The organism is Streptacidiphilus jiangxiensis (assembly GCF_900109465.1).
Lineage (GTDB): Bacteria > Actinomycetota > Actinomycetes > Streptomycetales > Streptomycetaceae > Streptacidiphilus > Streptacidiphilus jiangxiensis.
The window spans coordinates 66,356-79,058 of the sequence record NZ_FOAZ01000003.1 but is presented as its reverse complement, the minus strand read 5'-3'; the positions used below and the strand labels follow the sequence as shown (position 1 = coordinate 79,058).

The 12,703-nt window shown below is 72.1% G+C and carries 16 protein-coding genes; 7 read left to right on the top strand and 9 right to left on the bottom strand.

Translation table 11 applies throughout. The features are described 5' to 3' along the window. Position 1 precedes the first annotated feature (1 nt). Both BMY61_RS06660 and BMY61_RS06655 read right to left on the bottom strand, forming a co-directional pair. A complete protein-coding gene (locus BMY61_RS06660) occupies positions 2-655 on the bottom strand; it encodes a nucleoside/nucleotide kinase family protein (RefSeq protein WP_174514545.1) in 654 nt (217 codons plus the stop codon). After that, positions 655-1,623 (bottom strand): aldo/keto reductase, encoded by a 969-nt coding sequence (locus BMY61_RS06655; RefSeq protein WP_042454257.1) that lies wholly within the window; start codon positions 1,621-1,623, stop codon positions 655-657. Before BMY61_RS06655 ends, BMY61_RS06660 begins: the two co-directional genes overlap by 1 nt. Positions 1,624-1,764: 141 nt before the next feature. Between BMY61_RS06655 and BMY61_RS06650 the strand changes: the two genes are divergently transcribed. Next, positions 1,765-1,965, top strand: coding sequence for a hypothetical protein (locus tag BMY61_RS06650; protein ID WP_042454259.1), 201 nt, complete (start codon positions 1,765-1,767; stop codon positions 1,963-1,965). A gap of 28 nt (positions 1,966-1,993) precedes the next feature. Here BMY61_RS06650 and BMY61_RS06645 read toward each other — a convergent pair whose 3' ends face one another. Continuing rightward, complete coding sequence (locus BMY61_RS06645) at positions 1,994-2,791, bottom strand: hypothetical protein (protein WP_052439131.1); 798 nt, start codon at positions 2,789-2,791, stop codon at positions 1,994-1,996. A 149-nt stretch (positions 2,792-2,940) separates the two neighbouring features. On the opposite strand from BMY61_RS06645, the gene BMY61_RS06640 reads away from it, so the two are divergent. Then, a complete protein-coding gene (locus tag BMY61_RS06640) occupies positions 2,941-3,759 on the top strand; it encodes a tyrosine-protein phosphatase (RefSeq protein WP_042454261.1) in 819 nt (272 codons plus the stop codon). Between the two features lie 16 nt (positions 3,760-3,775). Here BMY61_RS06640 and BMY61_RS06635 read toward each other — a convergent pair whose 3' ends face one another. The 6 genes from BMY61_RS06635 to BMY61_RS45990 form a co-directional block, all read right to left on the bottom strand. Continuing rightward, the gene (locus BMY61_RS06635) at positions 3,776-4,447 is read right to left on the bottom strand and encodes a VC0807 family protein (RefSeq protein ID WP_143094202.1); all 672 of its coding nucleotides are present in this window, start codon (positions 4,445-4,447) and stop codon (positions 3,776-3,778) included. 10 nt (positions 4,448-4,457) lie between these two features. Next, entirely contained in the window at positions 4,458-5,075 is a 618-nt protein-coding gene (locus tag BMY61_RS06630) for a TetR/AcrR family transcriptional regulator (RefSeq protein WP_042454263.1), read from the bottom strand. Positions 5,076-5,146: 71 nt separating this feature from the next. Continuing rightward, on the bottom strand, positions 5,147-5,950 hold the full coding sequence (locus BMY61_RS06625) for an RNA polymerase sigma factor SigF (protein ID WP_042454324.1): 804 nt from the start codon (positions 5,948-5,950) through the stop codon (positions 5,147-5,149). A gap of 299 nt (positions 5,951-6,249) precedes the next feature. Continuing rightward, positions 6,250-7,137, bottom strand: coding sequence for an RNA polymerase sigma factor SigF (locus tag BMY61_RS06620; protein WP_425314669.1), 888 nt, complete (start codon positions 7,135-7,137; stop codon positions 6,250-6,252). A gap of 171 nt (positions 7,138-7,308) precedes the next feature. Next, positions 7,309-7,602 carry a Dabb family protein gene (locus tag BMY61_RS06615; protein ID WP_042454264.1) on the bottom strand — a complete coding sequence of 98 codons (294 nt, stop codon included), beginning with the start codon at positions 7,600-7,602 and terminating at the stop codon, positions 7,309-7,311. Positions 7,603-7,653: 51 nt separating this feature from the next. Continuing rightward, on the bottom strand, positions 7,654-7,818 hold the full coding sequence (locus BMY61_RS45990) for a hypothetical protein (protein WP_169791884.1): 165 nt from the start codon (positions 7,816-7,818) through the stop codon (positions 7,654-7,656). Positions 7,819-8,266: 448 nt separating this feature from the next. Between BMY61_RS45990 and BMY61_RS06610 the strand changes: the two genes are divergently transcribed. From BMY61_RS06610 to BMY61_RS06590, 5 genes are all read left to right on the top strand, one after another. Next, the gene (locus BMY61_RS06610) at positions 8,267-9,076 is read left to right on the top strand and encodes a pentapeptide repeat-containing protein (RefSeq protein WP_236656426.1); all 810 of its coding nucleotides are present in this window, start codon (positions 8,267-8,269) and stop codon (positions 9,074-9,076) included. 93 nt (positions 9,077-9,169) lie between these two features. Further along, positions 9,170-9,526, top strand: a complete 357-nt coding sequence (locus BMY61_RS06605; protein ID WP_042454266.1) for a YciI family protein — start codon at positions 9,170-9,172, stop codon at positions 9,524-9,526. Between the two features lie 3 nt (positions 9,527-9,529). After that, entirely contained in the window at positions 9,530-10,768 is a 1,239-nt protein-coding gene (locus BMY61_RS06600; RefSeq protein WP_236656428.1) for an RNA polymerase sigma factor, read from the top strand. A gap of 74 nt (positions 10,769-10,842) precedes the next feature. After that, on the top strand, positions 10,843-11,436 hold the full coding sequence (locus BMY61_RS06595; protein WP_063773338.1) for a sigma-70 family RNA polymerase sigma factor: 594 nt from the start codon (positions 10,843-10,845) through the stop codon (positions 11,434-11,436). Continuing rightward, positions 11,433-12,698 (top strand): hypothetical protein, encoded by a 1,266-nt coding sequence (locus tag BMY61_RS06590; protein WP_042454267.1) that lies wholly within the window; start codon positions 11,433-11,435, stop codon positions 12,696-12,698. Before BMY61_RS06595 ends, BMY61_RS06590 begins: the two co-directional genes overlap by 4 nt. Positions 12,699-12,703 lie beyond the last annotated feature (5 nt).

The window sequence follows — 12,703 nt, the reverse complement described above, 5'->3', positions numbered from 1 at the left end:
GTCAGACGTTGACGACCAGTGCGGGCCGACGAGGATCGTCGGCCCGCACTGTCATGTCCGACTGCTCCTCGGGGCGGACCTCCGCCTCGTAGCGGGTGAAGGCCGGCAGGGTCCACCGCTCCGGCTCCGGCGTGCGGCGCTCCAGCGCGGCCGGGCTCAGCCGCAGGTGGACGGTGAGGTCCAGCGGGAACCAGCGGCCCAGCAGCAGTGGGCCGTCGAGGACGAGGACGCCGCCCGGCGGCAGCGGGACGCGTTCCGCGCGCGTCGCGCGGTCGGTGGCCGGGTCCCACAGGGTGGGCAGGACCAGCCCCGAGCCGCCCGGCTCCAGCGGGTCGAAGACCTCGCGGAAGAGCGCGCCCGCGTCCAGCCACTGGTCCAGGTAGGCGTCCGCGTCCTGGTGCCCGTACTCGAACCGCAGCGAGGCCGGGCGCAGGTAGTCGCGGGCGCGGACCCGCTGCACGGGCCGCCCGCGCAGGCGCAGCGGTTCGACGAGCGCGTCGGCGAGGACGCCGGGGCGGGCGGCGTCCGCGCCGTCCACGGCGACCCTGGTCCAGGTCCGGCCGTTCTCCTCGGCCTCCTCGGCAAGCCGGGCGATCCGCTCGGCCAGCTCCTGTGCGAGCAGCTCCGGGGTGAGCGGCCGGACCTGGACCGGCATCAGGCGGAGGCCTCGGCGGTCGAGGCCGCCGTCAGCGCGTCCAGCTCGGCCTGGGTGAGCACGAGCTCGGGGAAGGCGACCAGGTCGGCCAGCTGCTCCACGGTGCGGGCGGAGGCGATCGGTGCGGCCACCGTCGGCTGCGCGGCGAGCCACGCCAGCGCGACCGTCGCGACGGCCACGTCGTGGGCCTCGGCGACGGCGTCCAGGGCGGCGAGGACCCGCTGCCCGAGCTCGCTCGCGGCGAGCTTCTCGGCGGCGCTCGCACGCACGCTGTCCACGGCCGGACCCCCGGCGCGGTACTTGCCGGTCAGGAAGCCCCCGGCCAGCGCGTAGTAGGGCACGCAGGAGATGCCGAACTCGGCAGCGACTCCGGCCAGTTCGCTCTCGTAGGCGGCCCGGAAGCCCAGGTTGTAGTGCGGCTGCAGCGCCACGTACTCGGCCAGGCCCTCGCGGCGGGCGAACTGCATCGAGGCGCGCAGGCGCGCCGGGGAGATGTTGGACGCCGCGATCTGGCGGACCTTGCCGGCCCGGACCAGCTCGTCCAGCGCGGTCATGATCTCCTCGACCGGCGTCGACTCGTCGTCGAAGTGGGTGTAGAGCAGGTCGATCCGATCGGTGCCGAGGCGCTTGAGGGAGGCCTCGGCGGCCGTGGCGATGTTCTCCGCCTTCAGGCCCTTGAACTCGGGGTGCGCGCCGATCTTGGTGGCGATGACGAGGCCGTCACGGTTGTCGCGGGCGGCCGCCCAGGCGCCGATGATCGTCTCGGACTCGCCGCCGGAGTTGCCGGGCGCCCAGGCCGAGTAGACGTCGGCGGTGTCGACGAAGTTGCCGCCGGCGGCGGCGTAGGCGTCGAGGACGGCGAAGGACTGGTCCTGGTCGGCGGACCAGCCGAAGACGTTGCCGCCGAGGTTGAGCGGGAAGACGGAGAGGTCGGAGCTGCCGAGCTGCACACGTGCGGAGGAGGTCATGCCGGGATCAACGACAGGCCGGGCGGCACGTGTTCCCTGCCACGTCACACGACTTCTCCACCCGAAATCCCGGCTTTCTGTCACAGAGCTGCGACATTCGGGGGTCCAGCTTCCGTTCCGGATTGGCTAGAGTCAGGGCACATGTCGAACTACCAGAACTACCAGCAGCCCGCGAACGAGGACAGCTCCGCGAGCACGCAGATGTTCCGCGCCTTCGTCGACGAGCCCGTCGCCCAGCCGGCGACCGCGCCGAGCGAGACGCGCCGCACCGGTGCGATCGCCACCGCGGTGATCATCGGCCTGGTGGTCGTCCTCGGCGTCTGCTACCTCGCCTTCAAGTAAGCCTTTCCCTTCTGCGCGGCGGCCCCGGTCAGCCGAGGGTCGCCGACCGCGTCTCCAGGTGCATGCCGGCCGGCACGCGCCAGGAGTCCAGGCAGACCGTCCAGCTCTCGTCCGCGCTCGCGTGACCCGCGACGGGCGCGGCCAGCGGCTGGCTGGTCTGGTACGTCCACCAGTCGACGCCGAGCGCGCCGATGACGTGCGTCGCGAAGGTCACCGTGCCGGCGGTGGCGGCCCGGTCGCCGCTGTTGATCAGCGTGAGGGTGACCCGCTGGCACCAGCGCTGGCCGGTGTCGGCCGTGTGCAGGGCGGCGACCTTGAGGCTTGCGGGCGTCTGGGGCGCGCTCGACGTGGGCGTGCCGGTCGGGGCGCCCGTCGGCGTGCCGCCGGTGCCTCCGGCGGACCCGCCTGAGCCACCACCGGAGCCCGAGCCGCTGCCTGAGCCGCCGCTGCCTGAGCCGCCGCTGCCCGGGCCACCGCCCGTGCCACCGCCTGAGCCGTTGCCGGGCGTTCCCGGCTGCCCGGTGGCGGGAGCGCCGCCGGAGGAGCCTCCGCCCGCGCCCCCGCTCGTTCCCGTGCTCCCCGTCGAGCCCGTGGGGGGTGTGGGTGTCGTGCCGGGCGTCCCTGGGGTGCCCGCGCCGCCGCCGGGTGTGGGGGAGTCCAGCGGGACGAACACCACACCGCTGTGGGAGGGCGTCGTCAGTGCGGGGGCGGGCGCCGGGTCGCCCAGGGCGACGGAGCCGCCACGGTCGCTGCCGCATCCGGCCAGGACCAGCACCGTCGAGGCGAGCAGCCCGCCGATCACCAGCCCCGTCGTGGAACGTCCCATCGACGCTCGTCCTCCCCGTCGCCCGATCGCCACAGCGCTGTCGGAGGTGCCAGTTTACTGACGGGTCATCAGATGAGGAAGCTTCCCGGTGACGCCTAAACTGGCGAACAATTGCACGATGAAACGAGTCTGCGAACCGAGGAGTCGACGTGACCCAGCAGGACCGCGCCCCGGGGCGCAGTCTCGGCCTCCAGTGTGCCGTGAACGCTCGTGACCTGGGCGGATACCGCACGACGGAGGGGCGCACGGTCCGCTCCGGCGTCGCCCTGCGCGGTGACGCGCTGCACCGCGCCACGGCCGAGGACCTCGCGATCCTGGCCGAGCTCGGGCTGCGCCACGTGATCGACCTGCGCGGTCTGAACGAGGTCGCCGAGAACGGCACGGACCTGCTGCCCGCCGGCGCGGAGCTGGAGGCGCAGCCCGTCTACGCGACCGACCACGACATCTACGTCGCGCTCCGGGACACCCTGGCCGCGCAGGACGGCGACGCGCAGCGGGCGCTGCTCGGCGACGGCGGCGCGGAGCGGATGATGGTCTCGATGTACGACTGGTTCGTCACCGACCCCGAGATCCGCGCGCGCTTCGCGGCCACGGTCAAGGCGCTGACGCGCCCCGAGCGGCTGCCGCTCTTCTTCCACTGCACGGCAGGCAAGGACCGCACGGGCTGGACGGCGGCGATCGTGCTGACCGCCCTCGGGGTGGACCGCGCGACGGTCTACGAGGACTACCTGCTCACCAACGAGCGCACGGAAGGCCTGATCGCCCGGATCCTCGACCACCTCGGCACCCAGGGGGTCATGCGCGAGCCCGAGCTGATGCTCCCGGTGATGCGGGCGGACCGCGCCTACCTCGACTCCGCGTTCGCGGCCGTCGCGGCGGGCTGGCCGAGCTTCGACGCGTTCCTCTCCGACGGCCTGGGCCTGACCGACACGGACCTCGAGGCCCTGCGCAAGAACCTCCTCGACTAGGGCCTCGGGGCGGGGGCTACGGCTGGACGGCCGGCAGCAGACCCTGCTCGCGCAGCGGGTCGTACAGGCGGGAACGCCGGTCGTACAGCCCGCTGGCGACGTAGTAGACGTTGGTGATCACGATCAGGACCACCGAGGTCGCCACGTAGAGCAGGGTGCCCAGGGCCGGGACGGAGTCCATGGGCAGGGTGTAGGCCATGATCACTCGCACCACGGAGTCGGCGAGCAGGGCGACGCCCCACAGCACGCTGCCGACCTTCCAGATCCGGCGGAAGCGCGGCAGCCGCTCCCACAGCTCGTCCCAGTCGCCGGGGATGTCGGCGAGACGGCGGTGGCCCTCCAGCATCGGGCGGGTGTAGAGGAAGGCCAGCGGCCGGGAGGCCCGGAGCGAGGCGATGAACCACAGACCGGTGATCCCGGTCAGCCAGCCCTCGCGGGCCAGCAGGAACCTCGGGCTGCCGCTGACCAGCGAGACGAGCGCGCTGGCCACCAGCATCGAGAGCATGTAGAGCGCCAGCCCGTCCCGCTCGCGCGAGCGGAACCACTGCAGGACGGCGACGCCCGCCGGCAGCACCGCGGAGAGGACCAGCGTCAGGTAGAGCCCGAGCCCGGCCGCGCGGAGCACGTAGAACATGGCTGTGGGGACGGCCAGGTCGAGGACGAGGCGCAGGCCCTGACGCACCTTCATCGAGGCCATCTCATCCCCCCGCGGTGGTCGCGAGGGTGAAGAGGGTGACCAGCTCCTCGGCGTAGGCGTCGAGGTCCAGCTCCGGGGCGGTGCGCAGCAGGAAGGGCAGTCCGTCGAGCGAGCGCTGCACCGTGGCCGCCATCACGAAGCTGTCGAAGGCGCGGAAGTGGCCGCTGCGCTGCCCCGAGTCGAGGATCTCCAGCAGGGGCGCGAAGGCCGCCGTGTCGCCCGCGTAGCCGCCGTCCGCGGGGGCCTCGGCGGCGCCCGCGCTCAGGAAGACGGACATCAGGGCGTCCATCTGGGTCCGGTGGGTGGCGACGAACGCGACGACCGCGCGGATGTACGCGGCCAGGGCGCCCGGGGGATCCGTGACGTCCCGCATCCGCGCGCCCATGAAGGCGGCCATCTCGCCGTACAGCTCGGCGATCACGGCCTGGATCAGCTCGTCCTTGCCGGCGAAGTGGTAGGAGATGAGCCGGGTGCTGCTGAGCCCGGCGCGTTCCGCGATCCGGGCGAAGGAGGCCTGGCCGTAGCCGAGCTCGCCGATGGTCTCGATGGTTGCCGCGATGATCTGCGCCCGCCGCGCGGAGGCGGCGACGGAGCGCGCGCCGGCGTCGTTTACTCGCATGAGTAAAAAGTACGTCGGCTGAGTAACGCGCGCAAGAGCCCGGCAGGGGCAGCTGCCGGGCCTGCCCCGGCCTACCCCTCGGAGATCAGCCCCTCCCGGAGTGTGGCCAGGGTGCGCGTCAGGAGGCGGGAGACGTGCATCTGGGAGATGCCGATCTCCTCCCCGATCTGCGACTGCGTCATGTTGCCGAAGAAACGCAGCATGATGATCCGGCGCTCGCGTGCCGGGAGACGGGCGAGCAGGGGCTTGAGGGCCTCGCGGTACTCCACGCCCTCCATCGCCGCGTCCTCGTAGCCGAGACGCTCGGCGAGCGGGCCGTCGCCGTCCTCCTCGGAGGGCGTGCTGTCGAGCGAGGACGCGGTGTAGGCGTTGCCCACGGCGAGGCCCTCGACCACCTCCTCCTCGGTCACGCCGAGGCAGGCGGCGAGCTCGGCCACGGTCGGGCTGCGGTCGAGCCGCTGGCTGAGCTCGTCGCCCGCCTTGGTGAGGGCCAGGCGCAGCTCCTGCAGGCGGCGCGGGACGCGCACGGACCAGCTGGTGTCGCGGAAGAAGCGCTTGATCTCGCCGATGATCGTCGGCATCGCGAAGGTGGGGAACTCCACGCCGCGGTCGTGGTCGAACCGGTCGATCGCCTTGATCAGCCCGATCGTGCCGACCTGGACGATGTCCTCCATCGGCTCGTTGCGGCTGCGGAAGCGCGCCGCCGCGTACCGCACCAGCGGCAGGTTGAGCTCGATCAAGGTGTTCCGCACGTAGGCGTGATCGGGGTGCTCGGGTGTGAGCTCCGCGAACCGCAGGAAGAGCGAACGGGAGAGGGTACGGGTGTCGAGCCCGTCCTCCCCCGGTGCGGTCGCCCGCTGCGCGGGCAGGACCACGGCGCCGTGGACGAGAGCGTCGTGAGCGCCGTGAGCTTCGTGGACGAGAGCCTCGGACACGCTGCAACCCCCTTCAACTCAGCCATCGATGAGTCGACATGCCGACGACTCCGTACCTCCACTGGGATACCGGCACAGCATCCCCGGCAAACCACGAGAGGGCCAGATGTCACGCGGCAGTAACGTGCTGTCAGGAGCTAATTCGCAAGTTGATCAGTAGGACTATTACGGCATATGACGGACAGTCCGCTACGCAGAGCTACCGGCGCCGAGTCGCGACGCGTGCGCCGCCGAGAGCCTCAGCTCTCCCAGTGGTTGCCGCTGCGCAACCGCGCGAAGATCCGTGCCAGCAGCCTCGAGACGTGCATCTGGGACATGCCCAGCTCCGTCGAGATCTGCGACTGCGTCAGGTTGCCGAAGAAGCGGAGCATCACAATCTGTCGCTCCCGATCCGGCAGCTGGACCAGCAGGTGACGAACCATGTCCCGATGCTCCACATGGGTGAGCGCCGAGTCCTCGTAGCCGAGCCGGTCGAGCAGGGCGAGGCCGCCGTCGTGCTCCTGCTGGGCCTCCAGCGAGGTGGCGTTGTAGGCGCGGCCGGCGTCGAGGCAGGCGCGCACGTCCTCCTCGGGGATGCGCAGTGACGCCGCGATCTCGGGGACCTTGGGCTGCCGTCCGTGGGTGACCGTCAGCTCCTCCATCGCGCCGCTGACCTGGACCCACAGCTCCTGCAGCCGGCGCGGCACGTGCATGGTGCGGACGTTGTCGCGGAAGTAGCGCTTGATCTCGCCGAGGATCGTCGGCAGCGCGTAGGTGGGGAACTGGACGCCGCGGTCGATGTCGAACCGGTCGATCGCGTTGATCAGGCCGATGGTGCCGACCTGGACCACGTCCTCCATCGGCTCGTTACGGCCGCGGAAGCGCGCGGCCGCGTACCGGACGAGGGGGAGGTTCACCTCGATCAGCGCGGCGCGCACGCGCTCGTGCTCGGGGGTGCCGGGCGGCAGTTCGGCCATCCGCTCGAAGAGCACCCGGGTGAGCGCCCGCACGTCCACACGCGACTCCGCGATCGCGGTGGAGAGCGTCTCGGCAGGTGCTTCGGCCGCCTCGGTGGGCGGTGCCCCGGCGGCCGGGGCCTCGGTCGGCGCCTCGGTCGCCGTCTCCGCGGGCGGAACGGGCTCGCCCACTCCGCCTGGGACTTCCTCCGGTGCCTGCATCGCCACGCCGCCCCTCGTGAAGTCCAGCGGACCCGTGTTTGCAAGTCCCATATCTGGCAAAACTGGTCATAGCATCACAAGTGGGGCGGGAGGCGGGCAAGCACCGGCCTTACGCGTGTTGGTGGAATTATTGATTCCGGATCAGACCTCGTAGTCCGCGATCACCCAGGTGGCGAACTCGCGCCAGAGGCCGGCGGCGGCCACGTGGTCGGGGTGGGTCAGGTAGGCCTGGAGCGCGTCGCCGTCCTCGACCAGGCTGTTGATGGCGAAGTCCTGGGCGATGTCGCGGTCGGTGATGTTCCAGCCGATCTGCCACTCGCGCAGCTCCGGCACGGTCTGACCGACCTTCTCGAAGGCGGCGACGGCGGCCGGGATGCGCGGGTCGTCCTTGGTGACGCCGGCGTTCAGCTTGAAGAGGACCAGGTGGCGGATCATGAGCGGCACTCCTTGAGGGCTTGAGTGCCCCGAGGGTACTTCACCTGCGGATTACTTGATCAGGTTGCTCATGAACGTGCCGAAGGCCTTGGCCGCGTGCGAGATCCCGGTGAAGCCCACCTGCACCAGATCGGCCGCGCGCACCGGCGAGGTGATGATCGTGTACAGCACGAAGATCACGACGGCCCAGGTGGCGATCTTCCTGGCCTGCCCCATCCCGTGCACCTCCCCGTGTCCCCGACGCCGCTGACTTTCCCTCACCCGTGCGGGCTCTCACCCGTACGGGCGAAGCCTAACCCCCTGCCCCGGCCCGGTGTGAGCGGTGCGTGAACTCCGCGGGACCTAGGTCCTTGCACATCAGGCCCAACGCCGCCTGCGAGCCGCCGCGCGGCGCGGCAGAGTGGAACACGTACCGGGCAGGTCTGGCAGGAACCGCTCCGGTACGTGGATCCGGAGATCCCGCTGTGGGATCGACGGCGCCTCCCTCCCCCCGGAGGCGTCGCCGATTGGGATCTCCGCGGGGGAGCGGCGTGTCCCCCCGTCGTCGCTCCCCCCTCCGAGCGAGGTCCTGCTCCCGACGCGATAGTGGCAGGGTGGTCAGCGTCGGGAGCAGGGCTTTTCGCACACCCGGGGGCTGCCGCTGGCGACCTGGGACAATGGGTCCGTGCCCGCTGACCTCTCCCTCGTCTCCGACTGCGGCAACTGCTTCGGCCTGTGCTGCGTCGCCCTCCCCTTCGCCAAGTCCGCCGACTTCGCCCAGGACAAGGCCGCCGGCACGCCCTGCCGGAACCTCGCGGAGGACTTCCGCTGCGGCATCCACGCCAGGCTCCGGGAGTCCGGCTACACCGGCTGCACCGTCTTCGACTGTTTCGGCGCCGGGCAGAAGGTCTCCCAGGTGACGTTCGGCGGCGTCGACTGGCGCCGCGACCCCGCCTCCGCCCCGGCGATGTTCGCCGCGTTCCCGATCATGCGGCAGCTGCACGAACTCCTCCGCTATCTCGACGAGGCCCTCGCCCTCCCCGCCGCCGCGCCGCTCGCGCCGCGCCTGCGCCGGGCCTTCGAGGACGTCGACGCGATGACCCGCGGCGACGCGGACGCGCTGGCGGCCGTCGACGTATCGGCCGTGCGCGACGGCGTGAGCGGGCTGCTGCTGGAGGCCAGCGAACTGGTCCGCGCGGGCCTGCCCGGCCGTCGGCGCAACCACCGCGGTGCCGACCTCGTCGCCGCGAAGCTCCGCAAGGCGGACCTGCGCGGCGCCAACCTGCGCGGTACCTACCTCATCGGCGCCGACCTGCGGGAGGCGGACCTGCGCGGAGCCGACGTCGTCGGCGCGGACCTGCGCGGGGCCGACCTACGCGGAGCGGACCTGACCGGGGCGCTCTTCCTCACCCAGATCCAGCTGAACGCCGCCCGCGGCGACGCCGCCACCCGCCTGCCGGACACCCTGACCCGCCCGGCGCACTGGACCGCCTGACCGGCACCCGGCAATCCGTGTGTCGTCGGTGTCGAATCCGGCGCACCCCGCTCGTATAGAGGGTGGAAGCACCGAGCGAGGAGGCGACACGCCATGAAGAAGCAGTACCTGCTCAGCATGTACCAGCCGCAGGGGCCGATCCCGGACGCGGAGTTCCTGGCCGAGGTGATGGCGGAACTGGGCAAGATCCGCAGCGAGCTGCAGGCGACCGGCGACTGGGTCTTCGGTCAGGGCCTGCACCAGCCCGACACGTCGACCGTGCTGCGCCCCAAGGACGGCGAGGTGCTGGTCGTGGACGGGCCGTTCACCGAAGGCAAGGAGTACCTCGGCGGCGTCACCGTCATCAAGGCCGTCGACCTGGACGCCGCACTGGCCTGGGGCCGCCGCTACGCGCAGGTGACCGGGCTGGCCATCGAGGTCCGCCCGTTCCAGGGCGAGGTCGAGGACTGACCCGTGGACGACCGGCCGGCCACGCCGCTGCCGCCCGGTGAGATCGAGCGGATCTTCCGGGCCGAGTACGGACGCGCCGTGGCCGTGCTGGTCCGTGGACTCGGCGACATCGATCTCGCCGAGGAGGCGGTTCAGGAGGCCTTCGCCGTCGCGGCGGAGCGCTGGCCCACGGCCGGGCTGCCGCCCAGCCCGGCCGGGTGGCTCATCACCACCGCTCGCAACAAGGCGATCGACCGGGCCCGCCGCGAGGCGACCCGCGACGCCCGCCAGGCGGAGGCCGCCCTGCTGCACTCACCCGAGGTGACCACCGACGCCCAGGAGGACGCCGTGCCCGACGACCGACTGCGGCTGATCTTCACCTGCTGCCACCCGGCTCTCGGCGAGCAGGCCCAGGTCGCCCTGACGCTGCGCCTGCTCGGCGGCCTCAGCACCGGGGAGATCGCTCGCGCGTTCCTGGTCGGCGAGCCGACCATGGCCCAGCGCCTCGTCCGCGCCAAGGGCAAGATCCGCGACGCCCGCATCCCGTACCGCGTCCCCGCCGAGTCCGACCTGCCCGACCGACTGCGGCCGGTGCTCGCGGTGCTGTACCTGATCTACAACGAGGGCTACCTGGCGGCCGAGGGCGGGAGCGCGCGCGAGGAGCTGTGCGCGGAGGCGATCCGCCTGGCACGGCTGCTCGCCGCGCTGATGCCCGACGAGCCGGAGGTGCTGGGTCTGCTCGCGCTGATGCTGCTGATCCAGTCCCGCCGGCCGGCCCGGTTCGGCCCGGACGGCACGCTGGTGCTCCTCGCCGACCAGGACCGCGGGCTGTGGGACCAGGAGCTGATCGCCGAGGGGCAGGCCCTCGTCCGCCGCTGCCTGCGCCGCGACCGGCCGGGCCCGTACCAGATCCAGGCGGCCGTCAACGCCGTCCACAGCGACGCCGCGACCGCCGCGGCCACCGACTGGGCGCAGATCCTGCGCCTGTACGACCAGCAGCTCGCCCTCGCCCCCACCCCGGTGGTGGCCCTGCACCGGGCCGTCGCCCTCGCCGAGGTGGCGGGCCCGGCCGCCGCCCTGGCCGAGGTCGACACCCTGGCGACGCGGCTGGACGGCTACCACCTGCTGCACGCGCTGCGCGCGGACCTGCTGACCCGCCTCGGCCGCCGGGACGAGGCGGCCGAGGCGCTGGCGCGTGCCCTCGCCCGCACCCGCAACCCCGCCGAGCGCGAGCAGCTGGAACGCCGCCTGCGCGAGATCTGACCGACAACCGGTGCCCACCCCCAACGAAACACCCGAGCTGTTCGTGTGAATGGATGAGGGGCTGGGAGGGGCTTGTGACCGAGTGGTCGGATCAGCTCGCACAACTGGTGCGAGCACGCGGGGCGGAGCTGAGCCGCTACGGCTATCTGCTCTGCGGTGACGTGACGGAAGGCGCGGACCTCGTCCAGGAGGCGCTGGTCCGGGTCTTCGCGCGGCCGCGGCGCAGTTGGACGCTGGGCGACGTCGAGGGCTACGTGCGCCGCACCATGCTCAACGACTTCCTCGACCGGCGCCGCCGCAGCCAGCGCTTCACCCGCCTGCTGCCGCGCCTGACCGGGCCGGAGACCGCCCCGGACCACAGCGGCGGCGCCGTCCGCCGCCTCGACGTGACCGACGCCCTGGGGACGCTGTCACCACGCCAGCGGGCCTGCGTGGTGCTGCGCTACTACGAGGACCTGCCGGTGGCGGGGGTGGCCGAGCGGATGGGGCTGAGCCAGGGTGCGGTCAAGCGCTACCTGAGCGACGGGCTGGCCCGGATGTCCACCGTCGTGGACGCGCCGTGGCAGGAAGGGGCGGAGCAGGAGAGCGCGGAGCACGCCAGGCCGGAGCCCCCGGCGGGGCCGTTCCGCGCGGGCGGGCGCATGGCCGGAAAGGGGATCGCGCAGTGAGCGCGCAGACGTCGTCGTCGCAGGCGCCCGAGGCGGACCTGCCGGAGCTGTCCGCGGCGCTGCACCAGGCCGCCGAGCGGGCGCTGACCCCCCTGCTCGACACCGACCACCTCGTCGGCCGGGTGCGCCGCAAGCGCCGCACCCGAGCCGTCGTCGCCGCCGGTCTGGCGGCGGTCCTGCTGGCCGTCGGCGCGCTCGCCGCTCCGCACCTGCTGACCGCCAAGCCGGATCCGGCGAACCGGACCCACAAGCCCAGGCTGGCGCTGGCGGACGTCACCGAGGCACGGATGATCTCGTGGTTCGCGTCCACGCTGCCGCCGGGCGGTCGAATCAGCGGTGCCAGTGGGCTCGGTATGGGTCAGAAGCCACCGGCCGACCAGATCGACACGGGGCAGTACGTCGCCAACGCCGTGTTCGTCTACGACAACGGTCACAGCGCGGGTCGGCTGAACGTCTTCGTCCAACGCTGGGACGCCAACGGGGTGACCAAGATGCCCCCGGGCTGCGCCACCGGAAAGACCAACCCCGGCTACTCGTGCACTCAGACCGACGTGGCGGGCGGTGGTCGACTCAGCCTTGTCCAGGGCGGGATCCAGGTGCCGATGCAGTCGGTGCCGATGGTCGACCTCAGTGCCTGCCTGATGTTCCGCAGCGGTGGGCAGGTGTGCGTCGGTGAGATGAACCAGACCGATCTGTCCACGTTCCCGACCCATCGGGACGTGCCGCTCACGCTGGCGCAGCTGCGGGCGTCCGTGACCGCGCCGATCTGGCAGCAGATCCTCGCGGCCATCCCCAAGCAGGGCAAGCTCGTGCCGAAGTCGCCCAGCATCGAGAAGGTGATGGCGGGGCTGCTGCCGGCCGGTTACGCGCACACGCCGGTGGTGCGGGCCAAGACCAAGTGGGAACTGGGATACGGCAGCGTGCTCACCGGTCCGCAGGGCAAGGGCAGTGTCTTCGAGGACTCGGTGTACAACGGAATGAAGGCGAGCGACTCGCTGGCGGAGTTCCACCAGACCTACCCGCACGCCGTGAAGCTGCCGGACGGGGACTGGCTGGGCGAGAGCCGGCTGAGCGGCGAGAGCGGTCGTGGCGTGGTGTGGAACCAGGCCGCGGTGATCCACGGCACCCTGTGGATCACCATGGTCGCGCTCAACAGCGTGGACGTGAGCGGGCCGCCGACGCTGTCGTCACCCGTGCTGACGTTGGATCAGCTCGCCACCATCGCGGAGAACCCCGTCTGGCGACAGGCCATGTGGGGCTGAGCCAC

Excerpts from the sequence above, each read along its gene's own strand:
- BMY61_RS06605 (WP_042454266.1), top strand. The coding sequence starts at position 9,170 with ATGAAGAAGCAGTACCTGCTCAGCATGTACCAGCCGCAGGGGCCGATC.
- BMY61_RS06635 (WP_143094202.1), bottom strand. The coding sequence starts at position 4,447 with ATGAAGGTGCGTCAGGGCCTGCGCCTCGTCCTCGACCTGGCCGTCCCC.
- BMY61_RS06650 (WP_042454259.1), top strand. The coding sequence starts at position 1,765 with ATGTCGAACTACCAGAACTACCAGCAGCCCGCGAACGAGGACAGCTCC.
- BMY61_RS06630 (WP_042454263.1), bottom strand. The coding sequence starts at position 5,075 with ATGCGAGTAAACGACGCCGGCGCGCGCTCCGTCGCCGCCTCCGCGCGG.
- BMY61_RS45990 (WP_169791884.1), bottom strand. The coding sequence starts at position 7,818 with ATGGGGCAGGCCAGGAAGATCGCCACCTGGGCCGTCGTGATCTTCGTG.
- BMY61_RS06660 (WP_174514545.1), bottom strand. The coding sequence starts at position 655 with ATGCCGGTCCAGGTCCGGCCGCTCACCCCGGAGCTGCTCGCACAGGAG.
- BMY61_RS06615 (WP_042454264.1), bottom strand. The coding sequence starts at position 7,602 with ATGATCCGCCACCTGGTCCTCTTCAAGCTGAACGCCGGCGTCACCAAG.
- BMY61_RS06655 (WP_042454257.1), bottom strand. The coding sequence starts at position 1,623 with ATGACCTCCTCCGCACGTGTGCAGCTCGGCAGCTCCGACCTCTCCGTC.
- BMY61_RS06645 (WP_052439131.1), bottom strand. The coding sequence starts at position 2,791 with ATGGGACGTTCCACGACGGGGCTGGTGATCGGCGGGCTGCTCGCCTCG.